The 24,845-nt window shown below is 46.4% G+C and carries 32 protein-coding genes; 11 read left to right on the top strand and 21 right to left on the bottom strand.

The features are described from left to right. Position 1 precedes the first annotated feature (1 nt). Positions 2 to 1,135 (top strand): metal-dependent hydrolase, encoded by a 1,134-nt coding sequence (locus AC0S1O_RS01645; RefSeq protein ID WP_475394026.1) that lies wholly within the window; start codon positions 2 to 4, stop codon positions 1,133 to 1,135. Positions 1,136 to 1,139: 4 nt separating this feature from the next. Here AC0S1O_RS01645 and AC0S1O_RS01640 read toward each other — a convergent pair whose 3' ends face one another. Genes AC0S1O_RS01640 through AC0S1O_RS01625 form a run of 4 tightly spaced genes read right to left on the bottom strand, consistent with a single transcriptional unit; the run spans position 1,140 to position 5,047 of the window. Continuing rightward, positions 1,140 to 2,327, bottom strand: a complete 1,188-nt coding sequence (locus AC0S1O_RS01640) for an NAD(P)/FAD-dependent oxidoreductase (protein WP_475394025.1) — start codon at positions 2,325 to 2,327, stop codon at positions 1,140 to 1,142. Next, the gene (locus tag AC0S1O_RS01635; protein WP_475394024.1) at positions 2,324 to 2,506 is read right to left on the bottom strand and encodes a DUF362 domain-containing protein; all 183 of its coding nucleotides are present in this window, start codon (positions 2,504 to 2,506) and stop codon (positions 2,324 to 2,326) included. The genes AC0S1O_RS01640 and AC0S1O_RS01635 overlap by 4 nt, the downstream gene beginning before the upstream one ends. 2 nt (positions 2,507 to 2,508) lie before the next feature. Further along, complete coding sequence (gene tes / locus AC0S1O_RS01630; RefSeq protein WP_475394023.1) at positions 2,509 to 4,050, bottom strand: tetraether lipid synthase Tes; 1,542 nt, start codon at positions 4,048 to 4,050, stop codon at positions 2,509 to 2,511. Positions 4,051 to 4,108: 58 nt separating this feature from the next. Beyond that, a complete protein-coding gene (locus AC0S1O_RS01625) occupies positions 4,109 to 5,047 on the bottom strand; it encodes a hypothetical protein (RefSeq protein ID WP_475394022.1) in 939 nt (312 codons plus the stop codon). A 134-nt stretch (positions 5,048 to 5,181) separates the two neighbouring features. On the opposite strand from AC0S1O_RS01625, the gene AC0S1O_RS01620 reads away from it, so the two are divergent. Beyond that, entirely contained in the window at positions 5,182 to 6,393 is a 1,212-nt protein-coding gene (locus AC0S1O_RS01620) for a hypothetical protein (RefSeq protein ID WP_475394021.1), read from the top strand. Here the strand turns inward: AC0S1O_RS01620 and AC0S1O_RS01615 are convergent. Genes AC0S1O_RS01615 through AC0S1O_RS01605 form a run of 3 tightly spaced genes read right to left on the bottom strand, consistent with a single transcriptional unit; the run spans position 6,390 to position 8,374 of the window. Then, positions 6,390 to 6,911 carry a winged helix-turn-helix transcriptional regulator gene (locus AC0S1O_RS01615; protein WP_475394020.1) on the bottom strand — a complete coding sequence of 174 codons (522 nt, stop codon included), beginning with the start codon at positions 6,909 to 6,911 and terminating at the stop codon, positions 6,390 to 6,392. The genes AC0S1O_RS01620 and AC0S1O_RS01615 overlap by 4 nt on opposite strands. A 4-nt stretch (positions 6,912 to 6,915) precedes the next feature. Beyond that, positions 6,916 to 7,182 (bottom strand): hypothetical protein, encoded by a 267-nt coding sequence (locus AC0S1O_RS01610; protein WP_475394019.1) that lies wholly within the window; start codon positions 7,180 to 7,182, stop codon positions 6,916 to 6,918. A gap of 37 nt (positions 7,183 to 7,219) precedes the next feature. Further along, positions 7,220 to 8,374 (bottom strand): pyridoxal phosphate-dependent aminotransferase, encoded by a 1,155-nt coding sequence (locus tag AC0S1O_RS01605; protein ID WP_475394018.1) that lies wholly within the window; start codon positions 8,372 to 8,374, stop codon positions 7,220 to 7,222. 98 nt (positions 8,375 to 8,472) lie between these two features. On the opposite strand from AC0S1O_RS01605, the gene AC0S1O_RS01600 reads away from it, so the two are divergent. Both AC0S1O_RS01600 and AC0S1O_RS01595 read left to right on the top strand, forming a co-directional pair. Then, positions 8,473 to 9,375 carry a zinc ribbon domain-containing protein gene (locus AC0S1O_RS01600; protein ID WP_475394017.1) on the top strand — a complete coding sequence of 301 codons (903 nt, stop codon included), beginning with the start codon at positions 8,473 to 8,475 and terminating at the stop codon, positions 9,373 to 9,375. A gap of 6 nt (positions 9,376 to 9,381) precedes the next feature. Further along, positions 9,382 to 9,786, top strand: coding sequence for a TIGR00304 family membrane protein (locus AC0S1O_RS01595; protein WP_475394016.1), 405 nt, complete (start codon positions 9,382 to 9,384; stop codon positions 9,784 to 9,786). Here the strand turns inward: AC0S1O_RS01595 and AC0S1O_RS01590 are convergent. Genes AC0S1O_RS01590 through AC0S1O_RS01570 form a run of 5 tightly spaced genes read right to left on the bottom strand, consistent with a single transcriptional unit; the run spans position 9,777 to position 13,475 of the window. Further along, positions 9,777 to 10,625 carry a coiled-coil protein gene (locus tag AC0S1O_RS01590; protein WP_475394015.1) on the bottom strand — a complete coding sequence of 283 codons (849 nt, stop codon included), beginning with the start codon at positions 10,623 to 10,625 and terminating at the stop codon, positions 9,777 to 9,779. The two genes, AC0S1O_RS01595 and AC0S1O_RS01590, sit on opposite strands and share 10 nt — an antisense overlap. 8 nt (positions 10,626 to 10,633) lie before the next feature. Next, entirely contained in the window at positions 10,634 to 11,749 is a 1,116-nt protein-coding gene (gene ftsZ / locus AC0S1O_RS01585) for a cell division protein FtsZ (protein ID WP_475394014.1), read from the bottom strand. Positions 11,750 to 11,809: 60 nt separating this feature from the next. Next, a complete protein-coding gene (locus AC0S1O_RS01580) occupies positions 11,810 to 12,358 on the bottom strand; it encodes a glucose-6-phosphate isomerase (protein WP_475394013.1) in 549 nt (182 codons plus the stop codon). A 36-nt stretch (positions 12,359 to 12,394) separates the two neighbouring features. Beyond that, positions 12,395 to 13,168, bottom strand: coding sequence for a diphthine synthase (gene dph5 / locus AC0S1O_RS01575; protein ID WP_475394012.1), 774 nt, complete (start codon positions 13,166 to 13,168; stop codon positions 12,395 to 12,397). A 22-nt stretch (positions 13,169 to 13,190) separates the two neighbouring features. Further along, positions 13,191 to 13,475, bottom strand: a complete 285-nt coding sequence (locus AC0S1O_RS01570) for a hypothetical protein (protein WP_475394011.1) — start codon at positions 13,473 to 13,475, stop codon at positions 13,191 to 13,193. A 580-nt stretch (positions 13,476 to 14,055) separates the two neighbouring features. Between AC0S1O_RS01570 and AC0S1O_RS01565 the strand changes: the two genes are divergently transcribed. Continuing rightward, complete coding sequence (locus AC0S1O_RS01565; protein ID WP_475394010.1) at positions 14,056 to 14,265, top strand: hypothetical protein; 210 nt, start codon at positions 14,056 to 14,058, stop codon at positions 14,263 to 14,265. Here AC0S1O_RS01565 and AC0S1O_RS01560 read toward each other — a convergent pair. Beyond that, positions 14,241 to 14,645, bottom strand: coding sequence for an OsmC family protein (locus AC0S1O_RS01560; RefSeq protein ID WP_475394009.1), 405 nt, complete (start codon positions 14,643 to 14,645; stop codon positions 14,241 to 14,243). The two genes, AC0S1O_RS01565 and AC0S1O_RS01560, sit on opposite strands and share 25 nt — an antisense overlap. Positions 14,646 to 14,718: 73 nt before the next feature. Between AC0S1O_RS01560 and udp the strand changes: the two genes are divergently transcribed. The 3 genes from udp to AC0S1O_RS01545 are packed head-to-tail and all read left to right on the top strand — an operon-like array spanning position 14,719 to position 17,133. Beyond that, the gene (gene udp, locus AC0S1O_RS01555; protein ID WP_475394008.1) at positions 14,719 to 15,549 is read left to right on the top strand and encodes a uridine phosphorylase; all 831 of its coding nucleotides are present in this window, start codon (positions 14,719 to 14,721) and stop codon (positions 15,547 to 15,549) included. Then, positions 15,546 to 15,998 carry a COG2426 family protein gene (locus AC0S1O_RS01550; protein ID WP_475394007.1) on the top strand — a complete coding sequence of 151 codons (453 nt, stop codon included), beginning with the start codon at positions 15,546 to 15,548 and terminating at the stop codon, positions 15,996 to 15,998. The genes udp and AC0S1O_RS01550 overlap by 4 nt, the downstream gene beginning before the upstream one ends. Before the next feature lie 40 nt (positions 15,999 to 16,038). After that, positions 16,039 to 17,133 (top strand): Ldh family oxidoreductase, encoded by a 1,095-nt coding sequence (locus tag AC0S1O_RS01545; RefSeq protein WP_475394006.1) that lies wholly within the window; start codon positions 16,039 to 16,041, stop codon positions 17,131 to 17,133. Positions 17,134 to 17,145: 12 nt separating this feature from the next. On the opposite strand, the gene queF is transcribed toward AC0S1O_RS01545, so the two are convergent. Together queF and AC0S1O_RS01535 are read right to left on the bottom strand one after the other, a co-directional pair. Next, positions 17,146 to 17,553 (bottom strand): preQ(1) synthase, encoded by a 408-nt coding sequence (queF, locus tag AC0S1O_RS01540; protein WP_475394005.1) that lies wholly within the window; start codon positions 17,551 to 17,553, stop codon positions 17,146 to 17,148. Positions 17,554 to 17,587: 34 nt separating this feature from the next. Beyond that, positions 17,588 to 18,622: a TDT family transporter gene (locus AC0S1O_RS01535; RefSeq protein WP_475394004.1), complete on the bottom strand. Its 1,035-nt coding sequence runs from the start codon at positions 18,620 to 18,622 to the stop codon at positions 17,588 to 17,590. A gap of 83 nt (positions 18,623 to 18,705) precedes the next feature. Here AC0S1O_RS01535 and AC0S1O_RS01530 point away from each other — a divergent pair, with 83 nt between their 5' ends. After that, positions 18,706 to 19,062, top strand: a complete 357-nt coding sequence (locus AC0S1O_RS01530; protein ID WP_475394500.1) for a cupin domain-containing protein — start codon at positions 18,706 to 18,708, stop codon at positions 19,060 to 19,062. Between the two features lie 113 nt (positions 19,063 to 19,175). Here AC0S1O_RS01530 and AC0S1O_RS01525 read toward each other — a convergent pair whose 3' ends face one another. Beyond that, positions 19,176 to 20,348, bottom strand: a complete 1,173-nt coding sequence (locus tag AC0S1O_RS01525) for a glycerate kinase type-2 family protein (protein ID WP_475394003.1) — start codon at positions 20,346 to 20,348, stop codon at positions 19,176 to 19,178. 79 nt (positions 20,349 to 20,427) lie between these two features. Here AC0S1O_RS01525 and AC0S1O_RS01520 point away from each other — a divergent pair, with 79 nt between their 5' ends. Next, the gene (locus AC0S1O_RS01520) at positions 20,428 to 20,841 is read left to right on the top strand and encodes a 4Fe-4S dicluster domain-containing protein (RefSeq protein ID WP_475394002.1); all 414 of its coding nucleotides are present in this window, start codon (positions 20,428 to 20,430) and stop codon (positions 20,839 to 20,841) included. On the opposite strand, the gene AC0S1O_RS01515 is transcribed toward AC0S1O_RS01520, so the two are convergent. The 5 genes from AC0S1O_RS01515 to AC0S1O_RS01495 all read right to left on the bottom strand — a co-directional run bounded on the left by AC0S1O_RS01515 (position 20,836) and on the right by AC0S1O_RS01495 (position 24,291). Next, the gene (locus AC0S1O_RS01515) at positions 20,836 to 21,186 is read right to left on the bottom strand and encodes an ArsR/SmtB family transcription factor (RefSeq protein WP_475394001.1); all 351 of its coding nucleotides are present in this window, start codon (positions 21,184 to 21,186) and stop codon (positions 20,836 to 20,838) included. The genes AC0S1O_RS01520 and AC0S1O_RS01515 overlap by 6 nt on opposite strands. A gap of 69 nt (positions 21,187 to 21,255) precedes the next feature. Further along, a complete protein-coding gene (locus AC0S1O_RS01510) occupies positions 21,256 to 22,266 on the bottom strand; it encodes an arsenic resistance protein (protein ID WP_475394000.1) in 1,011 nt (336 codons plus the stop codon). A gap of 1 nt (position 22,267) precedes the next feature. After that, complete coding sequence (locus tag AC0S1O_RS01505) at positions 22,268 to 22,726, bottom strand: universal stress protein (RefSeq protein WP_475393999.1); 459 nt, start codon at positions 22,724 to 22,726, stop codon at positions 22,268 to 22,270. Between the two features lie 88 nt (positions 22,727 to 22,814). Next, positions 22,815 to 23,816, bottom strand: coding sequence for an arsenic resistance protein (locus tag AC0S1O_RS01500; protein WP_475393998.1), 1,002 nt, complete (start codon positions 23,814 to 23,816; stop codon positions 22,815 to 22,817). A 1-nt stretch (position 23,817) separates the two neighbouring features. Beyond that, entirely contained in the window at positions 23,818 to 24,291 is a 474-nt protein-coding gene (locus AC0S1O_RS01495; RefSeq protein ID WP_475393997.1) for a universal stress protein, read from the bottom strand. A gap of 140 nt (positions 24,292 to 24,431) precedes the next feature. Here AC0S1O_RS01495 and AC0S1O_RS01490 point away from each other — a divergent pair, with 140 nt between their 5' ends. Beyond that, positions 24,432 to 24,845 (top strand): helix-turn-helix domain-containing protein, encoded by a 414-nt coding sequence (locus tag AC0S1O_RS01490; protein ID WP_475393996.1) that lies wholly within the window; start codon positions 24,432 to 24,434, stop codon positions 24,843 to 24,845.

Genomic DNA, 24,845 nt, shown 5'->3' with positions numbered 1-24,845 from the left:
AATGAAGGGATTTGCCCATTTTCTGGCAGGATTAACCACGGCAACCTTCGTTGTGGTAATTGCAAATATGTTCTATGGAAACAATGTGATCGCCAACGAGATTGTGGTGCACAAGGCACTGGTACTGATCTTAGGTGGGATTTTTGGAATATTGCCGGATACCATTGATTTCAGGTTTGCCAAGTACCTGCAGAGGCACGATTACGAGGTGGATATGGACGAGTGGAACCTGGATCCACAGAGGGTTGCAGATACCCTTGCACATGCCATAGATCAGGCTGCAGAAGAGCAGAGAGAGGTTAATGTCATGCTCCACACAATTAAAATCTCTTCCGACCAGTGGAGACAGTACACGGTGCATTTTGACACGAAGAATAAGAAGGTCGTATGTGACATAGGACCAATAATATCTGGATTTGAAAAGAGACCCTACATCACCTCCTACCTGCCTCCCGAGAAGGCCCATGCGGAGGCGGAATTCAAGGCGGATCTGGATTACAATTACGATGCGGTGACCCATGTGGATATTCTTTCCGGGCCTGATTTCTCATTCTTCCCAGAGGGCAAAAACCGGGTGCGTGCAGATTTCATTCCCTGGCACAGGAGATGGGCCCACAGCATAACCCTCGGTGTAATGTTTGCACCCATTGGCTTCATGCTCTATGGTTTCACTCCCATGGGCTGGACCGCCTTCTGGATCATAATGCTCGGTTTCTGGTCCCATATCCTGACGGATCACTTCGGGCTCATGGGAAGCAACATGTTTCCTCCGTTTACAACCAGGCGTATCCCCGGGTTCAAGGTCACCAGAAGTATGAGCACACTTGCCAACGTGTACACGAATTATCTGGACATACTGCTCATAATATTCAATGTGAATGCCCTCAATTATGCCCTATCCGGCAAGGATTACCTCAGGATGCAGTGGTTATCTATGCTTGGAGGCCATCTTGGGTACCTGGAGTGGTACGTTGTTGGACTTATGAACTACATAGTTTACTACATACTTCCACCCATTCTGGCATCCTATGTGCTGGTTGCTTGGATCAGAAAGAAACACGGTGTGAGGGAACTGAGTGAAAAGGAGGCAAGAAGTGCGGAGCAGTTGGAGGAACTTGGAGGTGCAAATGTATAAAAATTTAGAGAAGGTCTTCGAACTCTTCAATGAGTTCGGGGTACTTTTTCTGCACTGCCTCAAGGATCCCTCTCACTGAAATTTTTGTTATCTTCTCCTTGGAAATCACGTCCATGAGTTTGTTGAGAGTGTCGTCGCTCAGCGCGGCAAGTTTCTCCTTTACAAACCAGTTGCGCAGGTGCTTTCTTCCCCATCTCTCCTGCACCATGTTCTGGTACTCCTCAAGGCATTCCCTGCTCGGATTATCTATGCACTTTGCTGCAATCTCTCCAGCGTACTTCCCCGAGATGCAGGCATTTGCTATGCCACCACCGGTTATTGGGTCTATGAGGCGGGCGGCATCGCCCACGAGCATTATTCCGTTGTCAACTATCTTCTTTGGTACAGGGCATGTTGATACGGCTCCGGTCACAATCTGTATTATGCTACCCTTTCTGAGATAATCGTGTTTTTCAATGAACTCGTCCATGTACCTTTTGACCTCTCCCCTGTGCTTCAACTTGTTCAGTGCCACTCCTATTCCAACGTTTGCCTCCTTCTTGCCCTTTGGGAAGATCCATACGTACCCTCCCGGAGCGCAGGAACCTATGAAGAAATGCGTGTAGTTTTCCTCTATGTCTATGTTTGTCATTCTGTACTGTATGCAGGATACAATATCTCTCTCGCGAAGCACCGTGTTGAGTCCTGCCCATCGGGCCACTTGGGATTCGAAGCCATCGGCCGCTATGACTATCTTGGCTCGAACCTCAACCCTCTCTCCGAATTTGCGGATTACTGCACCTTTAACATAGCCATCTTCCTTGATTATCTCCACAGCCGGGCTCTTCATCCATATCTCTGCACCCTCCTTTGCTGCCAGGGATGCAAGGTACTTGTCAAAGTACTCGCGGTTGAGCACGAATCCAACCTCGTTGCCCGCCTGCTCGGCTGTGAGTTCCACGACGCTCTTCTCATCCGGCGAGTATATCTTTGCCCCATCCATGTAGGCATCTATCCACTTATCCTGGGGTTCTATCTCCACCTCGTCCATCCATGCGCGGGAGATTCCCTCCGCACAGCGCACAGGTACCCCTATTTCGGGTCTCTTTTCCACGAGTAAAACTTTCAATCCATGGCGTGCAGCGTACCTTGCGGCCATCGAACCTCCCGGACCTGCTCCTATGACAAGAACATCGTACTCGTACCTCTTCATTCTGACCACCACTCTGCGTCAATTGCGCCTACGGGGCATGCGCGTATGCAGAATCCGCACTTTATGCACTTATCCTCATCTATCCGGACTATCGTCTCATCAAGGAACATGCAGTTTACAGGGCATGAGCCAACGCATGCGCCGCAGTAATTGCACACGGAAGGGTTCACCTTTATCATGTTTATCCCTCAACGCCCACCACGTTGCCGTGCCTCTTTCTGTACTCTTCAAGGCTTATGGAGTACTTCTTCTCTATCTTCTCTCTGAACACTGGGCCTGTGTTGTAGGAGCAGAAGGGTATTATGCTTGGCTCGGGGGTAACGTAGTGGATTACGCACCTGATTGTGCGGTGTATATCGTAGTTGTATGCATCCTGGAAGTGCATGGCACCTATAAACATGGAGTCCCAGTGCAATTTTCCAAGGGAATCCTTGGTTCCCTGCTCAAACACACCTACAATCTCCTTGAGTTTGAATCCACTTGGGGCGTACTCTTTGTCGTAATGTTTTTTGAGAATCTTGTAAAGCGTGAGTATGCTTCCAAGTTTGCTCTTCTTCTCAAAGGTTTCGTTGAACACCAGAGGGGTAATTTCCTCAATGAGTCCGGCCACATCAATGAATCTGGTTATCGGAATGTTCTTTTTCTTCTCGTAGTCGTGGAACACATAGGTGGCGGCACCGCAGGCGGGATGCGTTGTGAACGAAGGTTTGGGATCCTTGAATATCTGGGAAGCGATTTCAGCGAAGAGTGCTGCCACGGGTATCGGGAAGAAATCGGTCTTTTCTATGAAATCAGTCTGCTCGTGAAGATCCCTTATGAGATCACCTGTTGTGTAGCGCATCTTTAGCAACTCACCCTGGGGAATTCTCCCTGAGAGTGATACAGGCTGGAAATTCACGGCGCGAATAACATCAAGATTCTGCAGTCCATATTCCACTATTTTACCCACCTCATCATCGTTCACACCCTTTACCACGGTAGGCACCAGCACGGTTGCCAGTGGTTTCGGCTTGACCTTGCGAAGATTTTCAATGGCCTTCATCTTTGTGGGCAGTAGATTCAGACCTCTGGCCGTGATGTACGTACTCTCCTTGAAACCGTCAAACTGCAGATACACGGTGTGCATTCCAGCATCGGCCATCTTCTGGGCAAATGTTGGATCGTTGGCTATGAGTATTCCATTTGTGGCCACCTGAATCTGGGCGAATCCCAGCTCCTTGGCCTTGCGGATAACATCAAAGAACCTCGGATATATGGTGGGCTCTCCACCGGCAAATTGAATTGCAGGAGTTGGCACAGGTCTCTCCTGCCTCAGGTACTCCATCATTCGCACCACGGTATCAAAATCCGGCTCGTAAACGTAGCCAGCGGCGTTGGCATTGGCGAAGCATATGGGACAGCGAAGGTTGCACCTGTTTGTGAGGTCCAAATTTGCCAGGGCGGTGAATGAGTAATGATGGTCAGAGTATCCATTTATTATATTCACATTCTTTGGGCCCACACCATCAAGTATGGTCCCCCACTTCTCCATCCAGTACCAAACCTCTGCGTCTCCGTAGTAAATATCCTTGAACTCACCGTGCTCTGGGCAGGTCTTTTTGTACCATATCTTACCGTCCTCTTCGTATATGGTTGCGGGTATCACCTTCCCGCACACGGGACATATGCTCTTTGTCTCCTTTGGAAGTCCCTTTTTGAGATTTGATGGTTGTATCACATACATAGTAATCCCCGAATCGATAGATAATCCATACATTTTAAAAATTTTGTAGTTTTTAAAACTACAAACGACGTTTCAACAGGGGGGCGGAAAAGACTATGACCACGGCGAGGATTATTCCTATGCCCAGAGAGAGGGCATGGTCCATGAGGTAGTTCACAGTGTGCTTGATGCCGTTTACTATGCTTGTGGTGTTGAGGGATATGGGTTCTGGGAGGGTGATGTATGGATCCTGCACTATGGTTCCGTTTTTATCCTGAAATATGAAGTACAGAATGAAGTTTGAACCATCGTAGGAGTACAGTGTGTTTATGTTGTCTCCGTACTCCCACATGTACCTGAAGGTCACGTTCTTTCTTCCAAATCCGATCATACCCATATGGTCAGAACCAAAGCGATGCTCCATAACGTGCTTCGTTGGGCTCATCGTTTTCCAGTGTCTTGCGGTTTTATTGCATTCAAACACCCTTGATGTTGAGCCGTTTTTGTGATTTTCCGCATAGTTCATATGCTCTTCCAGAAAAATATAGGCGTTCTTCGTGCTGGTCTTTATTATTGTGCTGTATCTTATCATATTCCTCGTTATGTTAACTCCATTCTTCCTGTAGGTTTTTTCTGCAAGATAGAAGTTCAGGGTCAGGTTCACCCTTATTGGAGTGCCGTGGTGATGAGATCTGCCCTTAATTTCAAATACCTTCCACATGGTTATTCTCGTGTAGTTTCCCATTATGGCGTTGTGGGAACTCATTTTCTCAATGTTCATATTTTCAATTCTCTCAAATTCCATGGAATGGGGTGAGAAGGAGGGGGTTGTTGATATGAATATCCTGGTGAATTTTAGATAAAAGTGCTGGGTGTTGTTTATGGATATGGAAAGGGTCGCATTTTTATTATCAAAAATTATTCTCGTACCTGGATTCTGAGACCCACTGACATCTATGGTTATGAGCGTTGCGGAAAGTAGAAGTATTCCCAGAACAATGGTTATGGTTTTTTTCACGGTTAATGAAATGCAGGCCCCATTTAAATGAATTTTGGTACAAATATCGAATGTTCGAATTTTGTACCACTATTCGAGGATTGTACCATAAATGGTTTATATCCTTGCTCAAATCTTCAATTAGGTGATGAAAAATGAAGAGGATGTGGATACTGATAATTGCGGCTCTTGTAGTGGTACCGGCAATGGCTGGAGCGGTGGCTGCAGCCGGTCACAGCGGTAGTGGTGCAGGCCATGATGACCATAATGGAGGCAGTGCAGGCATGGAGAGGCAGAGAATGCACCATGGGTTGATTGGTGAGTTTCAGTACGACAATGGTATGGTGGTTGGAAAGTATGTCAATTTCACGGTGAATCCCAAAACGGGGGAGATAAGTGACTATTCTGTGAATAATGTTACTGTGTTCACCTCCATAGAGTATAAGAATGGTGGAATGGGAAAAATAAGGATTTCGGGTGCAAAGTTCTTTTACTTCGGGGCGTGGGAGCATTTGAACTGGAGTAAGAGGAATTTGAATGGTGGGTGGAGATTGATTCAGGCGCTGGATACCCCTGTTGGTATTTTGCACATACTCACCCATGGAAGTGATGTCATAACCTATACTCTGGCTCCCGGAATAAATGCAACACTGGATAATTCAACAGTGGTGCTCAGTGGAAAGGTATCGGCTTACATTTTTGTGGCCAATGGAAATGTGAGCGTGGATGAAAATATGGTTACTGTGACCACAGGAACCCACATGGATTCCCATGGAGGGAGACATAGCACTACCAGCGTGCTCTTTATGGAGCCCAGAAATTTGAACATTCCCGGGAAAATGAAGAAAATGCTTATGAGGGAGTTTGAGAGAGGAAAGGTTGGAGGTGAAATGTACATAAATGCCCATTCTGCAGAGTTTGTGAACTACACATCTGGACTTGAAGCGAAATTGGCAATGATGGAGAGAAACCATATACGCATAGATATATCTGCGCAGGGTGTAAATGGAAGCAGGGTTATACTGATAAACATTGAAAATGGAACTTTGAATCTCACGGCGCATCACAGATTGGTGGTTAAATTTGATGGAAGGATCATAAATGAGACAACACCGCAGGAGCTATTCAACGGTGGATATGAGGCAAAATACTGCATGATGGAGGGCAATGGCACAATGACCCTTATGCTCTACGTACCCCATTTTTCAGAGCACACCCTTGATGTGGAAAGCGAGCCCGTTTCTGAAGAAACTTCAACCAGTGGAACAACCCCTCAGAGTATCAGCAATCCCATGCTGTGGATGGGTGTTGGAATTGTGATAGTGGCAATAATTGTGGTGGCTGCGTGGAGAGCAAGGAGCCACTAAACATCTTTCTCCTTTTTTTCCCAGAGTTTAACAAAATTATCCACAAGCGAATCAAGAAAGGATTTTCGGTATTTTATTATCGTTCTCGCCATCATTTTTGGATCCTTTAAAGAATAGTAACTCTCCCTTCCCTCAATCTCCCTCAGCAGGATACCTCCCTTCACAAGTTTGTTGAGGTGATACGATAGGGTGGAGGGGCTTATTCCAACAAAATTGGCAATATCCCTTTGCTTCACCCTTCCATTTTCAAGTAGAAAGATTATGATTTTTCTCACTATTTCATTTCTCAGAAATCCCATTATTTTCCTTTCCTGGTGGCTCATATACGTGTTTGCGAAGAACCTTATGTATCTGCCGTCCTCCCTGGATACTATGAGTTCGTCTTTCAGGAGCACGTTGAGATGGTATTCCAGCATCCCAACAGGCATATCCAGCCTTCTCTGCAGTTCTCTGAAATGCAGTCCGGGATTTAGCACGATTTCCTCGTATATCTTCCTTCTCGTGCTCAGATCATCCATAATTTCAGCCCCTGAGGGCAAGGGCAAAGTAAAGGGATATGAGGATTATCACATCAAGACCCATGAAAATTTCAGGCACGTTCAGGTTCAGGGAATAGTAGATGTTTGCCTCGTAAATCATACCCTTGAGAAGGAATATTGCGAATATCACCGCGGATATAATCGCTGCCTTTAGCCTGTACCTCCTGTAAGCCAACAGGGCCACCAAGAGAAGTATGAGGGACACGAGGATCAGTATGCCTGCCAGTATGTCCGGTGGGAATATGGTCATGGTGCAAGCATGGGGGAATAAAAATTAATACTTTTCCTCACAGTTCCTCTATGAACTCCCTCAATCTCTTGATTCCCTCTTTTAGATTCTCCATTGATGTGGCAAATGAGAGACGGAAGTATCCTTCACCGTGGGGCCCAAACGCAGAACCAGGGGTAATTGCCACCTGTTTCTTGACCATCAATTCCTCGGCAAATACCTTGGAGGGCAAATCAAAATCGTATCTTGGGAATATGTAGAAGGTGCCCTTGGGTCTCTTGACATGCAAACCCTCTATTTTTGAGAGTTCTTCGTAGACAAAATCCCTTCTCCTGCGGAACTCTTCGACCATTTTGTGCACGGCCTCCTTTTCCCTCAGGGCCTGCAAGGCAGCGTACTGGGCCATACTCGGCGCGCAGGATATTGTGTGCTGCTGCATCTTCTCCAGTTGCGGAATGAAGCTGTGGGGAGCAATGAGGTATCCTATTCTCCACCCGGTCATTGCGTGGCTCTTGGAGAATCCGTTGATGATTACTGTGTAATTGAGTAGATCTTCAAACACACCGGGGGAGATGTGCTCTCCCTCGTAGATTATTTTCTCGTATATTTCGTCACTTATGAGGATCAGATCAAAATCCACAACAACATCTCTTATGGCCTTCAGATCCTCGTAGGTCAGAATCGAGCCGGTGGGATTTGAGGGCGAGTTTATTATGAGCACCTTCGTTTTGAAATTTATCTTGCTAACAAGGTCATCAATATCCATTGTGAAATGCTTTTCTTCCACAAGTCTAACACCCACGGGTTTTCCACGGGCAAAATTAACCATTTCTCTGTATGAGACCCAGCCGGGATCGGGAATGAGAACCTCATCCCCGGGATCTATGAAGGTGGATACTGCCATGAAAATCCCGAGTTTTGCAGGTGTGACAATCACATTGTTTGCATCAACATTCACACCATTTTCCATGCGGTACTTCTCTGCAATGGCCTCCCTAAGTTCTGAGATTCCGGTTGGAGGGGTGTAATGGGTTTTTCCGTTTTTCATTGCCTCGTAGGCAGCCTCAATAACCGATGAAGGGGTTGTAAAATCAGGTTCTCCCACGGCCATGGAAATTATGTTGTAGCCCTTCTCTCTGAACTTGTTTGCCAGTTCCACCAGGGACAGGGTGCTTGAGGGGGCCATTTTCTGTATGCGTTTAGAGAAGATCATATGGCCACCTTTATAAACTACGTATATAAAGCACTTTCCATGGGTTTTTGGGTGCATACCTCAAAATCTTTTTATACCAGTACGGGGATAGGAAACCAATGGCCCTTGAGGTGACATCATCCTTGATATTCTTCGTACTGTTCATCGTTTTCTTCATTGTGGGTATAGCTTATGCTCTCATGCTCTTAAAGAAGAGGGCCAATGAGAAAATAATGAGAATGAACGAGAGCAATGTGGAGGATAATGCCTACAACCAGATTCACATTGTAAGGTCCATGGCCAGGGTTATGAAGGATCGCGGTTACAGGGTTGAACCTGTGGAGAGCATGCTTTCAAAGGCGGAAAGGGCCTACGAATCACAGAGGTATCTTGAGTCCCTTGAGATTGCAAACAACGCCAAGAGAATTCTTCTGAGAATGAAGGAGGAAAACTTTGTGGAGGATGGCACGAGCCCCCAGGTTGAGAGGGAACTGGAGATAATAAAGAAGATTGAGAGGGAACCAAGGCAGGAAGAAATGCCCCCCCAGGTCAAGGATTTTGTTAAAAAACTTCCTCCCAATTACCTGCAATCCAAATTTGAGATAGGCGTTGTTGAGGAGAAAATTCTAAGGATGGAAGAGGGGCAGTTGAAGGAGTACGCAAAGCTCTACGTGCAAAGGGCAAAGAGGGCCTTTGACCTTGGCGATTATAATGAGGCACTTCGCTTGGCAGTGAAGGGAAACAGGATAATAGATACTGGGGAAATAGAGCCCAATATGGAAAAGCCACAGGTCGAAAGACCCCACAATGTGGATCTCAAGGTTGAGCCGCTTATCAAGGAAGAGCCGGAAAAAAGTGAGGAACTGCACTGTCCAAACTGTGGGGCAATAGTTCAGCCAGAGGACAGGTACTGCTGGAACTGCGGTGCAAAACTTGTATTCATATACACCTGCCCCAACTGCGGTGCGGAGGTCAGCAGTGAAGATAAGTTTTGCAGGCAATGCGGTTATAGGTTGGGGTGAGTGATGATGCTTCGCAGAGCCTCACTGCTTTCAATTCTTATGGGAGTGGGGCTTCTCCTCTATGCAATCGCTTCTGGAGAGGCCCATGTTGCCCTGCTATTGTTTTTTCCCGTGGTCTATGGTTCCGGGTTTTATTCACTTGTGGGGATCCTCCTCATAATGCTCGGGATATTTCTCCTATTTCTATCGCCCTTTGAATCCCTGGATAGGGGGGCCATAATACATCCGGAAGAATCAGAAAATGGATATGTGGAGAATAAAGGAAAAACAAAGTTTGGCGGGGTGATATTCATAGGGCCAATACCCATAGTGTTTGGCTCTGACAGGGATATGGCTAGGCTCTCTATCTTCATCGGGCTTGTATTGTTTGCGCTTCTTGTGATTTTTTATGTTTTCCTTCTCTACGGATAGGAGATCTTCTTCTTTTTCTTCAGGGCTTCAATGAACTTGTCAACATCCTCGTCCTTCATCTCCGTCTTGCTCTTTGCCTCCTCACTCAGTTGCTGTAAAATTGATTTTTCCTCCTCCTTCTTTTTTCTGTACTCACCCTTTATCTCAATGATTTTCTGGAGCATTTCCTGGGCCTTCTGATGGTAGGTATCGGCCTTTTCCCTGTATTTCAGATACTCCTCGTGCTTCTCGTTCATTTTCTCGGTGAGATATTTCAACTTCTCCTTCAATTCGATGACCCTGCGGTGGTGCTCCTGCTGTTCCTCGTACAATCTTGAGAGCGTGCTTCTCTCTTCATCTTCCAGAATCTTCAGATTGGCGAGTTCCCCTTCAAGGTCATTTACCTCGCCCAGAACTCTGTTCTTTTCTTCAATTTCCCTTCTCAGTTCTTCCTTTCTCTTGGTCAGTTCCCTCAGTTTTTCAATTAACTTGTTCTCCTCCTGAACCTTGTGGGGTTTAATTTGAAGTTCCCTCTCGAGCCTTGCAATCTCCTCCTCAATGCGCACATACTCTGCCTCCACAGTGTTTCCAGAACTTCTGCGAAGTTCGCGCATGTATTTTTTGAGTGCTAAGATCTTCTCCCTGTACTCGTTCTTCTTCGCCTTGTGCTCCTTCATAAGTGCCACGATGGAGTCCCTTGCATCCCTTTCCCTCTGCAGTTCTTCTTTGATTTTCTTCCTCTCCTCGTTTATGAGATCCCTCTCCTCCCTGGCCTCCTTTGCAAGTGTGTTGAATTCATCTCTTCTGGCCTTGTAGAACTGGAATTTTTCCTCAGCGTTTTGCAGGTCTGTTTTCTTCATTGCTCTCACTAATCGATCACGTCAATATCCGCATCCAAGGTCTCTCCAGCAAGGCTCTTTGCCGCCTTGAGAGAGCCGCCCTTTTCAATGAAGTAGGGGGATTTCACACCGGATAGCACAACGAGAACCTGTACCATGTTATCCATCTCGGGATCCACGCTGGCACCCCATATGATCTTGGCCATTGGGTTTATCTTCTTCTGCACCAGATCCACGGCCATCTGAGCCTCGCTCACGCTCATGTGCTCATCACCAACAATGCGAACAAGCGCACCAGTGGCATCGCTTATGTCCGCATCTATGAGCGGAGAGTTTATGGCCTCTTCCACGGCCTCCTTAACACGATCCTGGGTGCTATCGCTCTCACCTATGCCCACCATGGCCACGCCTCCAGATCCAAGCACTGTTCTGAGATCTGCGTAATCCACGTTCACCAGACCTGGCTTTGTGAGAATCTCAGTTATGCCCTTTATGGTGATCATGAGCACGGTGTCTGCAACCTTGAAGGCCTCGTTGAGTGGCAATCTTGGCACCAGTTCCAGAAGTTTATCGTTGGGTATCACGATGGTCGTATCGGAGTACCTGCGGAGCCTCTCAAGACCCCACATTGCGTTCTCCATTCTCAGTTTTCCCTCGGCCTTGAAGGGAAGGGTAACAACTGAAAGCACCAGTGCTCCTGCCTCCTTGGCAAGTTTTGCCACGTAGGGTGCGCTTCCCGTGCCGGTCCCTCCGCCGAGGCCCGCGGTCACAAAAACAATCTCCGCATCCTGAATTATTCTTTCAAGTTCCTCATTTGCCTCCCTGGCAGCATCCTCTCCCACGAGGGGGTTTGACCCTGCACCCAGGCCACGGGTTCTTCTCCTTCCAAGAAGCACCTTCCTGTTGGCGCGTATGTGCAGAAGGTGCTGGGCATCGGTATTTGCCGCTATGAGTTCTGCTCCATAGATGCCCTCTTCCATCATCCTGTTTATGGTGTTGCTTCCTCCACCTCCACAACCGATGATCTTTATGTTTACCCTAATTTTCTCCACAAGTTGCCTCAGGTACTCATCTTCCGGCGCTGTGTAATCCACTGTGCCCATATCACTCTGGGGATTTGTATTAAACTCCTTCAATAATTTCATGCTTATCCCATCCCGGTCCTTTTATAAAGTAAAGTCCACATAATATAAAAGAATTTCCAGTTACCAGCGTGGATTATCGAGGATCTCGTATCCTTTTTTTCCCTCGACCACGATTTTGGCAAATCCCCTCTCTGCAATGCTCCCGTAATCATGTCCCGCATCTCCTGGATATATGGCTAAAAATGCAAAATCCTCTTTGCCCGTATTTATGCTTCTGTGGGCGTAGAATGGGGGCACGTATATTACATCGCCCCTCTCCATTTCAAACCACTGCACCTCATCATCCCTCTGCATCAGGAGCAGGCCTCTGCCCTTCAGGGCAATGTAAAGTTCTGCCCTATCCCTTTTGCTGTGATAATGGCCCTTGGTCATAAAGTACTCTTTCCCCACCTTTCCAGGATGAAGAACTGTTATGGCGTAACTCAACTCCCCCTCATTCTCGTGGGGAACGGCATATACCTCGTAGATAACTGGGTCTTCGCTCTTTATCATATCTTCAAGGGCCTCCGAATCCTGATAGAATCCCCGCATGTCGCTGGCCCTGCGGGTCACGATGTCCTCGTACCTCTCCAGTTTGGCAAGGTTGAAGTCGATCCTGTTCTTGAGCATAAAATAAGAATGTGGGGAAAGGATATAAATTTGCCCCTAATCGAGTATTTCCTCGGGGGCACCTGCCAGTTTTATTAGAGCCTCTGTTTCTGCAAAGTGAAGTTTTCCCGGAATTACGAGGGTGTGCAGTGGGGGACCAAAATCCTCCTTTACGAGATCCTTAATTTTCCCCGCTCGAACAAACGCATCCTCGGAACCTGCACGAGCAACGACTGCGATTATCGTATCTTCCAAGATTACTCCCTCTCCCCTCATTTTTTCCATTTCAAGGAGGATCTGCATGGCCTCATTTGCACTCATTGGCCTAGGATTTATGTCCAAGAGCACGAGGGTGTGCAGTCCCATTCTGATGTTCTCCTTTATGTGATCGTAAACGCTGGTTGGAAAGAAATTCTCCTGGGGGAATGGAATGGATACCGTGCGCCCGAACTTGTAATTCTGCAATCCCAGGAGCCCGGGAGCGGCCGATATTATTGATGCGTTATGCACAATCCTCGTTTCTATACCCCTCTCCTGTGCCATTATTCTTAGAGCCACATGGGTGGTGGCAATCATGGGATCTCCTGCAACGAGAAGAACAACCTTCTTATTTTTAGCCTCCTTCATAATTATTTCTCCATTCTCAACCTCGTTTCTGCCAAGGAGCGTTATTCTCTTTCCGTAGAACCTTTCAAGGTCCTCAATCCCCGCATTTATGAGTTTTGAGGTGTAGAACTCTGCAAATACCAAATCCGCATCCTCAATTGCCCTCTTTCCCCGGAGAGTTATGTCCTCCACGCCTCCCAGTCCGAGACCTACGAATGTGAGCATGGGAGCATATGGCATCCCTATTTTAAATCTTCTCGCATCTCTCTATCTCTTCAAAAATTTCCCTCTTGAATTGGGCGAATCTTTTGTCAATCCTTATGGAGGCTGCGATGATCATCGCCGCGCCTAGGATTATCATTCCGAGGCGCCAGAGCCCGGGGAAATAGGGATTCCCAACACCAAGGGCAATAAGGATGAGCCCGAGAATGAGCAGCAGTGGATCCCAGCCCCATATTCCATATTTATCGCTGGTGAGAAGCCGGAGAGATGTCAAATACTCCACGCGATCCTTCAAATTCCCATCCCCCATACTCATAAGATTTCTCCGCCGTATTTAAATGTTCGTGCTTTCCACACACCTTGAGGTTGAGTTTAAACGAGAGAATAAAGAGGACTGCGAAGGAATGCGCATTTTTCGAGTTTCCACACCACATGGTTGATTTTAAACGAAAAGAAAAATATACCCGAGTATGCACGCTTTTGGAGGTTTCCACACCACATGGTTGATTTTAAACCGAATTTACAGATATAGAAATACACGCATTCTATAAAAATATTCTCATGGGTGAATTTTGTCAGGACGGAGATAATGCATCTTCTTTAAATACTCCTGACGCAAAATAAGAGAAAATTATAAAAAATTTTTATGGAAAAAAATTGAAAGGAAATATCGTTAAAAACCCATTTTGCACGAAATAGGTTTTATTGATTGTATTTTAAAAATTCAGTTTTATTTCAAAAATCATATTTTACTTTAAATACTCCCGACGCAAAAATCTAATTAAGGATGAAAAACATACCAATATGCCCCGATGATGAGTTCAGCCTTAACTGATGATGATGAGAGACGGGCGGGCTGAGGGGTATCATTTTCAAAAATTAAAATCTAAATGGATTTTGATGTGCAATCCTTTTTAAGGGATTGGAATGAGAGAGATATGATGGCCGTGGCTATGAACATCGAAATTTCGGAAGAGAGAGGCGTGGATATGATTTCTCTTCTCTCTAGAGCATTTCTCCGCGCGGGAGGGTTTACCAGGGTGGCCCTGGCCCGGGCCCTGCTTATTCTTATGGATCAGTCCTTCAGGATTATTTCGTAGGTAACCTCGCAACCGCTTCTTTTCAGCATCGCACTGACAGGGCAGTAGCGATTCTGCGAGAGTTCCACAGCCTTCTTTGCCTTCTCGTAGTCCACGCCCCAGAATATGTACTTTATGTGAACCTTTGTGTAAACCTTGGGATGCTCCTGGGCCCTCTCGCTCTCAATCTCAATCTCAAATCTTCTTGGCTCGTTTCTCATCTTCCTCAAAATTGCCACCACGTCCATGCCCGTGCAGCCCCCAAGGCTCATCAGAAAGGCCTCCATGGGTGCAGGCCCCTTCTGCTCACCAAGATATTCGGATTCCAGGACTATGCTATGGGTATCCGTCTCTCCCACGAATCTCATTCCCTCAATATGTCTCATCACTATCTTTGCCATGGGGTCCCGTATGCTGCACGTGCTAAAAAATTTTGTTGAAAAATATTTGTATTGGCACAACTTATGGTTCACCATGCGTCTCTCCTCGTCCAACAATCCCCAGGATAGCAGGGGTATGCAGTACCATATCCAATGCAGGCCCGGAGATGTGGCAAGGTACGTTCTTCTTCCGGGAGATCCGGAGCGTGTGGATGTGATCTCCTCCCTCTGGGATGAGAGGAGAGAGGTAGCATACCATAGGGAATTTAAAACCCATACCGGAAGGTATAAGGGCGTGGATATCTCGGCAACCTCCACGGGCATAGGTTCTCCTTCAGCAATCATAGCCCTTGAAGAACTTGCAAGAATTGGAGCGGATACATTCATTCGTGTGGGCTCCACGGGGGCAATTCAGCCAAATATAGATGTGGGGGACATAATCATATCATCCTCCGCAGTTCGTCTTGAGGGTACAAGCAAAGAATATGTGCGTGCCGAGTATCCTGCCAGTGCGGATTATGAGGTTCTCCTCGCCCTGATAGAGGCGGCAGAGAGCCTTGGTTTCAGGTACCATGTGGGAATAACTGCCAGCACAGATTCATTCTATCTTGGGCAGAGCAGGCCCGGATTTAAGGGATACGAGCAATCCTTCTCAAGGAGCATAATCGATGATCTGCGCAGAGCGAATGTTCTGAACTTTGAGATGGAGGCCGCCTCAATATTCACTGTGGCAAACATATATGGCCTTCGCGCTGGAAGTGTTGCCATCGTGTTTGCGAATCGCATAACCGATGAATTTGAGGTCGTCCCTCAGGAGCCCGTGGCAAAGGTGGCAAACGAGGCCGTAAGGATTCTCAATGAATGGGACCAACTCAAGGAACGCAGGGGAAAGAAGCACTTTTATCCATCACTGGTGGGTAGATGAGCCCCTACCTCTACATCTTTTTGATATCCATGCTACCCTTTGCTGAACTTCGGGGCGCTATCCCCCTTGGAATTTACTGGGGCCTCTCTCCTCTGTTCGTTTTCATAATTTCCATAATTGGGAATATGATACCCGTGCCCCTCATTCTCCTCTTCCTGGAGGGGATTGAAGGGTACCTGAGAAAGAGTGAAAAAATAGCCCGTGCATTGGACTGGATCTTTGAGAGAACCTACAGAAAGGCGGATAGAAAGGTCCGCCGCTGGGAGTACCTTGCCCTCATATTCTTCGTTGCCGTACCGCTCCCGGGAACGGGGGCGTGGACTGGGAGTCTCATAGCCTACCTTTTCAAGTTTGATGTGAAGAAATCCATGTTGGCAATTTTTGTGGGAGTTTTAATAGCAGGTGTTGTGGTTTTGATTGCCTCCCTGGGTCTCTTTGCCTCCCTTTGATATGGAAATTCGTATATAGGGGTTTGAATATTCCTCTACTATGTTCGAAAAAACGGTTGTTGATGAAAACTATGTGAGGATTCCAAGGGATAAACTCTTTGATTTCGTTGTGGAAATTTTCAAGCGCCTTGATGTGCCCGAGGAGGATGCTAAGATCGTGGCCGATAATCTCATAATGGCCGATATGCGCGGCATTGAGAGCCATGGTGTTCAGAGGTTGAAGAGGTACGTTGATGGTATAAGGGTTGGAGCGGTGAACGTGCATCCAAATATAAAGATTGTTAAGGAGAGCCCTGTATTTGCCGTGCTTGACGGTGATGAATGCCTTGGTCAGGTGGTGGCCCACAGGGCCATGAAACTAGCCATTGAGAAGGCCAAGAAGGTTGGAGTGGGCATTGTAGGTGTCAAGAACAGCAACCACTACGGAATAGCAGGATACTATCCTCTCATGGCAGCGAGGGAGGGACTCATTGGGGTGAGCATGACAACCTCTCGCCCTTTGGTTGCGCATACGGGTGCAATGGAGAAGTTTATGGGCACAAGTCCTATTGCCGTGGCTGCACCTGTGGATGGCGAGAATCCCTTCCTCCTTGATATGGCCACAAGCGTTGTGCCCAGCGGTAAGGTTGAGGTGTACCGCAGGAAGAACAAGCCCGTGCCAGGAGAGTGGGCCATAAGCACCGAGACCGGAGAGATAATACACGATCCAAACGAGATTCTGAGTCCCCGTGGCACCATCTTGCCCCTAGGAGGGCTCGGCGAGTTGAGCGGTGGACACAAGGGCTATGGACTGGGAGCCATAGTGGATATATTTGCAGGCATCCTCAACGGTGCAACCTGGAGCAAGCATGTTGGGGGCACAAGCGATAAGCACAGCGATGTGGGGCACTTCTTTATGGCCATAGACCCTGGTGCCTTCGGGGATGCCGATGAGTTCAAGAAAAATATGAAGAAGTATCTTGATGAACTTCGCAACGCAAAGAAGCATCCAAAATTCGAGCGCATATGGGTTCATGGCGAGAAAGGTTTCTTGACCTACGAAACGAGATTGAAGATTGGAGTTCCAATATACAAGAAGGTACTTGACGAGATGAACGCGATTGCGGAAGAATTGGGAGTTCCCAAACTTCCCTGAATTTTTATTTTTTTAAAATCTCAGATGTGGGTGCTCCTTCCCTCTCCTTATTGCCTCCAATATATCGTCCCCATTTTCCCTGCTCCAGAATCTTCGCACCGTGGTATATATTCCACCGCGGTTGTTCACGTAGAGTTCCACATAAACCCATCTCGGCTCCACGGCTTTTTTGAAATCTTCAAGAATTTTGTTTGCAAGATGCTCGTGCCATATCCCGTAGTTACGGTATGCCAGAAGATACATTTTCAGGGATTTCAATTCGGGCAGTTTTTTATCCGGTTCGTACACTATGCGAAGAATGTAGTAATCAGGTAATCCCGTTTGAGGACACACAGCACTTAACTCCGGATAAACGTACTCCACCGCCTCCCGTGTATTTGGATATTCGTATTCTGCAGTTTCAATTTCTGGGAACTCCATGGCTGAGGTTATGGCTTTTACATTTTAAGTTTTTCTAAACTTTAAGGGATTCACAGTCATCTATCTTCCCTGTGATTATGCGATGCAGGGTGAATATGAATGTGAGCACCCAGAATATAGCCAGGATGATGTACATGAACCAGTTGAAGTATATGAGCAGAGAGTAGTTCTTGTACTGCTGGTAGTAATAGGATGCAACTATGAAGGCGCCAAGGGGGAATGTGAAGGCCCACCACGCGCTCTTATAGGGCAGAGAAATTCTCTTTGCATAGTATATTGTGGTTGTCAATGAGAGCACGAACCACCAAACCCCGTAGCCCCAGAACAGAGAGGCGAAGAAAACTCCTATGCTCTGAAATTCTGTTGATATTGGGGGCGATAGAAGTGCAGTTATGGCCGCTCCAATTGGTCCAAGGTTGATCCAGAACATTGGCATCGTTGCTGATTGGAGCGGGGCTGAGATTATGTATCTCAATAGCCATATTGTCTGGAGCCCTATGTACATGAAGAATGCCACTCCAAACGTGAAGTCAAAAATTATGTTTATGGACTGCAAACTCAAATCTGAGAGGTAGGGTATTGCTGCCCTCCCTGCACCCAGGACGAGAAATAGGCCTGTTGTTTTTATGAATATTGAAGGGTTTATGTGCTCAAGTTTTATGCTTCTGTTGAAAAACACGAAGAACATGTAGAGGAAATTGTCCAGGATGACCTCAATGGTACCTGCAATCCAGAATGCAAGCCCTATCTCCGGCATTTTTTCAATGATGAAGAAATTTGTGGATAGAACAAGCATTCCCACCCCAAAGGTCACGTAGAAATTTGACCTAAGTGGATGCTGAAAATCTGCAAGGGCATCTTTTGGATATATGATCCATCTGGCCACCCAGGGAATCAGTATGGCTATAAACATAAGTACGTTTATGCTAACTATAATCTTTGATAGAAGAACCATCGCTTCGTTTCCATCTGCCAGAAAATAGGTTGAAGTTGCGAACACGCCGGTTCCCATAACCGCCGAAAACCACGCCGGTGAGAAGCATCTGAGTTTGCTGTTTTCCTCTCTCACAGGGGGTAATTTGAATAAACTATTTAGAGTATTGTCCTCAAAATGTTTATAATATATCTGGCATTTACAATTGCGTGGTTAGCATGTACATCTCTCATATTGATGATGTGAAGAAGGAAAAAGTGCACATGGTTGGAATGGACGGCACAGAAACAAAGGATGTGTGGATTCAATGGCTCATAAGAGAGGAGCAGGGAGCCGAGAATTACGCGTTGAGGTTATTTACCATGGGTCCGGGAGGAATAATTCCAAAGCATCAGCATCCCTGGGAGCACGAGATATTTGTGCTTGAGGGCGAGGGCATAATAGGTGCGGGAGAGAAGGAGGTAAAGGTTCACCCAGGAAATTTTCTGTACATAGAGCCCGATGTGCCCCACTGGTACAGAAATGAAAGTGCAAAAGAATTTAAATTTCTCTGCATAATACCCATAAGAAAATGAAAGGATTGAAAAGAAAAAAGGCCCCAAGTGACGAGGCTCTACTCTCCCTTTTGCTGAACGAGATACTGGACGAGCGGGCAAGGAGCATCTGGGAGAAAATAAAGGATATGTGATCAGGCCCTGTAGCCCAGGCATATGTCTGCCAGATTCGTTCCCGTGTGGCCGGTTACTATCAGATCAGCCAATTTTTTTAGAATCTCGTAGGAGTTGTGCTCCAAAAGCATCTCCTCTTGGTTCACACCCATATTTTTGATTCTTTTTAATGTGCTCCCATCAACTATGCCCCCGGCGGCATCTGTTGGACCATCAATGCCATCTGTGCCCATGCAGATGAATCCTGCATTTTCTCCATCTATCTCCCTTGCCAGATAGAGGACCAGTTCCTGATTTCTACCGCCTTTACCTTTGGCCGTGACCTTCACCACGGTCTCTCCGCCCCAGATTGTTATTCCATCACCCATGTCTTTTGCGATGATCTTTGCCATTTCCCTGGGCTCTCCTCTGAGAATTATGTTGGAGATTCTTGCCTTCAAGTCCATTTTTTCCGCAATATTCTTTGCCTTTACCAGTGCATACCTGTTATCCGCAATAACAAGGTTCTCACAATCACCATACTCTCCATATGTGGGGCCTGAACCCACAAATTCTGGGGAACCGACAACATCGGATATTATTATGGAGATACACTTTGCAGGGTCCACGAATTTCAGGAATTTTCCACCCTTCACGCTTGATAGGGAGGTGCGAAGTTTGTTTAGTTCAATTATGTCCATTCCACTCAACATTGCACCCTTAACAATTTCATTCTCCTCTTCCAAACTCATCCCATCCCTTGGAATTTCAAAGAGAGAGGAGGCCCCTCCTGAAACAAGCACGATCACGAGGTCATTCTCACCAGCGCTCTTGACAAGATTCACTATTTCCCTGGAGGCTTTGATAGTCCCCGTATCTGGGAGGGGGTGAGATGCCACATTCACCTTGATTTTTTCCAATTTTGCACCATACGGGCTGTTTATAATTCCTGCGCAAATTCTCTCTCCCAGAATTTTCTCCATGGCACGGGCCATTGGCACCGCGGCTTTGCCAAACCCAACGATAAAAATACGCCGAAAATTCAGAGGTATTTCTTTTTCCATGATGAAGAGTGAGTTGCCCTCGATTCTTACGTTCTCCTCTACGATTTTATCTGCTCTGATCTCTTCAAGCAGTGAATCTGCAAGGGAGAGCAGAATTTCCCTCACATCTCTGTTCCCATGCTCAATCAACAATTCTTTGTTCTTTATCACGGATCCTCATGCCATCAAAATTTTAAAATTGATGCAATATTTCAAAAAAAATTGAAATACTTTCAATGCATTATCCCCCATGGTGGTAAAAATGGGTGATAAAAAATTCGATTACTGGTTTGGAGTTCCGCGTAAGGAAATAAGATGGTATCCCAAGATAGACCCCGCTGTGTGCATAGGATGTGGATTATGCGCCGTGGTGTGTGGCAGGGGAGTTTATGCCTACGATCTGGTAAGTGGAAAGCCCATTGTTGTGAAACCCTATAATTGCCTTGTTGGGTGCCAGACCTGCGCCAATCTGTGTCCTGTTGGTGCCATAGAGTTTCCCCCTCCAGAGGTTGCCCAGAAGGCGGCCAAGGAGTACAAAATATTCATCAAGGTTAAGGAAATGCTTCGGGATAAGTTTGCAAACCAGTTGATAGAAACAGCCAAGGAGTATCAGGAGGAAATGGCAAAACAGCAAAATCGGATGGAGAAGGTTGAAAGTTCATAGTTCCTTACATATCTCCCTGTAATATTTTTTGCCCAGTTTTGTGAGTGAGTATATTACGTAGTTTCCCTCCTTCCTTCCTGATATCAGGTTTGCCCTCTTCATTATGGATAGATGGTATGATAATTTGGAGTAGGTTAGGTTCACAACATCCTTTATCAGACACACGCAGGATCTCTGCTCACCAAGAAAGCATAGAATTTTGAGGCGAATGGGATCTCCAAGGGCCGCATGCAGTTTTGCTTTTTTGTTTAGATTTTCCCTTGAAGGTATGTTTTTCAGTACACTCTCCAACCCTCCCTTTTTATCAAGCGACTCCTTTAGCCATTGGGGAACATTTTTTGGCATTGTAATACAAAATGATTGAGATTATTTTAACTTTGTGCATTTTTGCACGGTAAAAAAGGGTGAGAGAGGTTAAGTGGGAGTGGCATTCTTCTTCCCATAGAAGTTTTTCAAGCGCTTGGATATGAACTGTATGTATGAGACCATGAAGGGCACCTGTACGAGAACGCCTCCGATTGCAACGCTCATCGCTGCCGTGGGGCCGTAGAGCATGAATGCCAGGGCCATGGCGATGGACTCGTTCTTTGCCACGGATGTCACCGTTAGAGACGCACTGTCCGAATAGTTGAATCTGAACAGTCTGGGAACTAAAATGGCTATAAGCATCATCACTGCGAAGAACACTATGGAAATCACCACAACGAATGCGAGCACGTGCCAGTACGTTATGATATTTCTGCCGTTTATCACGAACAGGAAGAATATCATAAACAGCACGCCCAGAAAGGAGAACCCTTCAAAGGAGGGCACGATTTTCAGGTATTTCTCCTCGCCCATTTTTCTTTTCAGCGCAATCCGGGTAATCCAGCCGAGGAACATGGGTATGAGAATGACCAGGGCAATCTGGCGCATCATGAATGCCAGGGGTACTGGCACGCTTCTGCCCATGAACGCGGTTGCCCACAGGGGCACTGCCACTATTGTGAGGAGATAACTTATGGATATTATTCCCAGCGTGAGTTCCACATTACCACCCACGAATGCCGTGGCTGCAGTATTCATGGCCGAACAGGGGCTTATACCCACGAGAAGAAGTCCCGCGCCAACCCGGGGATTGGAGGATAGGAGAAGAATCACGAAGGACCCGATGATGAGTGGTGATACGAAGAAGTTGAGAAGAAGCGAGGTGCCGATCCTCTTTGGTCTTTTGAATATTTCCTTCAACTCTCCAAGTTTCAGGTCAATCATCATAGGGTACAGCATCCAGAAAAGCCCTATTATAATGGTGAATTCCAATTTCTTTGCCAGAGCGGGAGGAGTGAAGTACCCCGCAACTATGCCGAGAATCATCGCTATGCCCACTGGAAGGGCTATGTGGCTAACCATCCATCTGGTTATTCTTATGAATCTCTCAAGCGCCATTTTACTTCCTCCTTACCAGAAGAACTGGAATGCAGGAATAGTGGATCACATTTTCAGCCACGCTCCCAACAAAGGCCTCCCTAAGTGCACTGTATCCGTGGGTTCCCATCACTATGAGGGATACCTCTTCTTTTTCCGCCAAATGCACAATCTCCTTTGAAGGGTTGCCTATTTTTACCACCGTTTTAACATTCAGGCCCGCCTCTTCAAGCGCCTTCACTGCGGGCTGCATTCTTTCCCTTGCTCTGCTGATTGCTCTCTTTTCTGTCTCTTCCTCGCATTCCTTCACATTCTCGTGTTTGAATAGGCACCCTTCAACCATGGCCTCCATGTCCCTTTCGTCTATTACGTGCAGTACGATAACCTCTTCCGTGCCTGCCTCTTTCAATTTCTTCACGTATCTCAGAGCATTTTCTGACACTTCGCTAAAGTCCGTCGGAAACAGTATTTTTCTGAACATTTTAATCACCTTTTAGGTGCACCTAATTCAATTTTTTTTGAAGCATGGGGGCTTTGTATTAAAATTTTTCTTAAATAAAAAAAAGAGGTTAGTGTTTTTTCTTTTTCCAGAATTCCGCGATCCTTTTCCACATTTTCACGTAGCCCACCAGGAAGGGTATCTGAATGATGGGGGTCACGGCAGGTGCTATGGCCATCAAACCAACACCTGCGCTTACCGCAATTGCCATCGCCGTACCCTCGTTCTTCCCCACGGAGGGGAATGTTATGGCCATATGATCCTCGTACCTTATTCCCAGTGCCCTGTTCAAATAGGTCAGGAGGCCAAGGGAAATGAGGTAGTATAGTATCAGGGGAATCAGGGCAACGAGAACCATCTCTGGCTTCTTTGCTATTAGTTTTGCCTTCTCCATGAATATGAGGAAAACTATGAGGTACATTCCAATGAGGGAAATGGAAGGAAACAGGGGTTTTAGTTTCAGAAATCCCTCGGTTCCACGGGATTTCAATAGGTAGGCCCTCGTTATTATTCCGAAGAACATCGGCACGAATACCACCTCAATTATCGTTATTATCAGGAGCATCGTTGGCACGGAGATGTGCGAGGAGGATGCGTAAATCCAGAGCCATCCAGGCACTGTTATTATTGCCAGAATGAAACTGAAAGCCACGATTATCGTTGCCAGTTCAAGGTTACCCTCAGATAAGCCGGTGTATGCGATGCTCATTGACGAGCAGGGAACCACCATGGCGAGCATCAGACCCAGGGCGAGTTGCGGATTCAGGGGATATGCCAGGGAAACAAGGTATATGAGAAACCACATAAGAACAGGGGCTATGATCAAACCCATGGTGAGTCCTATGGCGAGTTGCTTGCCCTGCTTCATCGAATTTTTCAATTCTCCGAGGCGCAGGTTAACCATCATCGGGTAAATCATGGATATGACAACTGCCAGATTGAGCCAGTGAAAAACCTCTCTGTATTTTTTCACGTCCATATGCATTCCGATGATGAAGCCAAGAATCATTGAGATGGTGACATAAACCGGAAGAAACTTGTCAAGGTGATTTTTCAGGCGAAGATAGTCCATCTCACTCGCCCCTGTGGGTTTTTATCACCAGCACAGGTTTCTTTGTTTTTTTGAGCACACGCATTGTCGTTGAGCCGAAGAGTTCGTGGGAGTATCCGAGTTTGCCGTGGGATGGGAGGAGGATGAGCGATACATTCTCCTCATCTGCCACCCTCACAATCTCCTCGTATGGTATGCCAACACGCACCACAATCTTTATGCTTTCCGCATTGAGCATGTTTTTTATTTTCTCCCTGTGCTCCTCCATTTTCTTAAGCGTTTCTTCCTTGATTTTATGCAAAACATCCCTTATTTCGTTTTCCTCTCTCTTGTAGAGAAAGGAGTATCCATTGAGCAATTCCTCCACAACTCCCTCGTCTATGACATGCAGGTATATGCACTCCTTCACGGGCACTTCGTTCTCCTTCTCAAATCTTTCAATGGCCCTTCTTGCTCCTTCGCTAAAGTCTGTCGGAAACAGTATTTTTCTAAACATGCACATCACTCCTTTATTATTTCAATTTTTTTTGAAATACTGGAACCCATCATCTTATTTAATTCTTTGCTTGTCAGAAACCCTCTATTGCACGGGCTCGTATGGAAATGTTTATATTTGTTATGATAATTATCATAACTATGAGAGATTTGACAAAAACAAAGGCATACAAGACACTTCGCAACCTGTTGATTCACTGGGGATTCACAAATATGGAGGCGTCCATATACGCACTCCTCGCTCTATACCAGAAGCCAATGGGTGCCAGGGAAATTGCCGGCAAGTTGAACAGGGCCTATTCCTCGGTGGTCAATGAACTAAACAAACTGCTGCGCTATGGGCTCGTGGAGAGAAGCAAGGGGGATCGCTGTTACAATTACTCAGCAATGGTGGATCTTATAGGAATCATTCACATGGAAAGAAGGAAACTGATAGGAATGCTATCGGACATAAGGAACTCCCTCGAAAGCATGGGGAAGGAGAGGTATGATGAGTTTATAAATCATCTGGAGGAGGCGCTGGATTATCTGGGAAAACTTGAAAAGGAGGTGTGA

This window comes from Candidatus Aciduliprofundum sp. HYA1 (assembly GCF_056175085.1).
This window is presented reverse-complemented; position numbering and strand designations above follow the sequence as displayed.

Bases quoted from the DNA above. Each gene is read 5' to 3' on its own strand.
- AC0S1O_RS01490 (WP_475393996.1), top strand. From the start codon at position 24,432: ATGAGAGATTTGACAAAAACAAAGGCATACAAGACACTTCGCAACCTG.
- AC0S1O_RS01505 (WP_475393999.1), bottom strand. From the start codon at position 22,726: ATGTTCAGAAAAATACTGTTTCCGACGGACTTTAGCGAAGTGTCAGAA.
- AC0S1O_RS01590 (WP_475394015.1), bottom strand. From the start codon at position 10,625: ATGAAGAAAACAGACCTGCAAAACGCTGAGGAAAAATTCCAGTTCTAC.
- AC0S1O_RS01600 (WP_475394017.1), top strand. From the start codon at position 8,473: ATGGCCCTTGAGGTGACATCATCCTTGATATTCTTCGTACTGTTCATC.
- AC0S1O_RS01595 (WP_475394016.1), top strand. From the start codon at position 9,382: ATGCTTCGCAGAGCCTCACTGCTTTCAATTCTTATGGGAGTGGGGCTT.
- AC0S1O_RS01635 (WP_475394024.1), bottom strand. From the start codon at position 2,506: ATGATAAAGGTGAACCCTTCCGTGTGCAATTACTGCGGCGCATGCGTT.
- AC0S1O_RS01550 (WP_475394007.1), top strand. From the start codon at position 15,546: ATGAGCCCCTACCTCTACATCTTTTTGATATCCATGCTACCCTTTGCT.
- AC0S1O_RS01520 (WP_475394002.1), top strand. From the start codon at position 20,428: ATGGTGGTAAAAATGGGTGATAAAAAATTCGATTACTGGTTTGGAGTT.
- dph5 (WP_475394012.1), bottom strand. From the start codon at position 13,168: ATGCTCACATTCGTAGGTCTCGGACTGGGAGGCGTGGAGGACATAACT.
- queF (WP_475394005.1), bottom strand. From the start codon at position 17,553: ATGGAGTTCCCAGAAATTGAAACTGCAGAATACGAATATCCAAATACA.
- AC0S1O_RS01605 (WP_475394018.1), bottom strand. From the start codon at position 8,374: ATGATCTTCTCTAAACGCATACAGAAAATGGCCCCCTCAAGCACCCTG.
- AC0S1O_RS01510 (WP_475394000.1), bottom strand. From the start codon at position 22,266: ATGGCGCTTGAGAGATTCATAAGAATAACCAGATGGATGGTTAGCCAC.
- AC0S1O_RS01580 (WP_475394013.1), bottom strand. From the start codon at position 12,358: ATGCTCAAGAACAGGATCGACTTCAACCTTGCCAAACTGGAGAGGTAC.
- AC0S1O_RS01515 (WP_475394001.1), bottom strand. From the start codon at position 21,186: ATGCCAAAAAATGTTCCCCAATGGCTAAAGGAGTCGCTTGATAAAAAG.
- AC0S1O_RS01640 (WP_475394025.1), bottom strand. From the start codon at position 2,327: ATGAAGAGGTACGAGTACGATGTTCTTGTCATAGGAGCAGGTCCGGGA.
- tes (WP_475394023.1), bottom strand. From the start codon at position 4,050: ATGTATGTGATACAACCATCAAATCTCAAAAAGGGACTTCCAAAGGAG.
- AC0S1O_RS01620 (WP_475394021.1), top strand. From the start codon at position 5,182: ATGAAGAGGATGTGGATACTGATAATTGCGGCTCTTGTAGTGGTACCG.
- AC0S1O_RS01495 (WP_475393997.1), bottom strand. From the start codon at position 24,291: ATGTTTAGAAAAATACTGTTTCCGACAGACTTTAGCGAAGGAGCAAGA.
- AC0S1O_RS01610 (WP_475394019.1), bottom strand. From the start codon at position 7,182: ATGACCATATTCCCACCGGACATACTGGCAGGCATACTGATCCTCGTG.
- AC0S1O_RS01530 (WP_475394500.1), top strand. From the start codon at position 18,706: ATGTACATCTCTCATATTGATGATGTGAAGAAGGAAAAAGTGCACATG.
- ftsZ (WP_475394014.1), bottom strand. From the start codon at position 11,749: ATGAAATTATTGAAGGAGTTTAATACAAATCCCCAGAGTGATATGGGC.
- AC0S1O_RS01545 (WP_475394006.1), top strand. From the start codon at position 16,039: ATGTTCGAAAAAACGGTTGTTGATGAAAACTATGTGAGGATTCCAAGG.
- AC0S1O_RS01645 (WP_475394026.1), top strand. From the start codon at position 2: ATGAAGGGATTTGCCCATTTTCTGGCAGGATTAACCACGGCAACCTTC.
- AC0S1O_RS01500 (WP_475393998.1), bottom strand. From the start codon at position 23,816: ATGGACTATCTTCGCCTGAAAAATCACCTTGACAAGTTTCTTCCGGTT.
- AC0S1O_RS01560 (WP_475394009.1), bottom strand. From the start codon at position 14,645: ATGGCAAAGATAGTGATGAGACATATTGAGGGAATGAGATTCGTGGGA.
- AC0S1O_RS01565 (WP_475394010.1), top strand. From the start codon at position 14,056: ATGGATTTTGATGTGCAATCCTTTTTAAGGGATTGGAATGAGAGAGAT.
- udp (WP_475394008.1), top strand. From the start codon at position 14,719: ATGCGTCTCTCCTCGTCCAACAATCCCCAGGATAGCAGGGGTATGCAG.
- AC0S1O_RS01570 (WP_475394011.1), bottom strand. From the start codon at position 13,475: ATGGGGGATGGGAATTTGAAGGATCGCGTGGAGTATTTGACATCTCTC.
- AC0S1O_RS01615 (WP_475394020.1), bottom strand. From the start codon at position 6,911: ATGGATGATCTGAGCACGAGAAGGAAGATATACGAGGAAATCGTGCTA.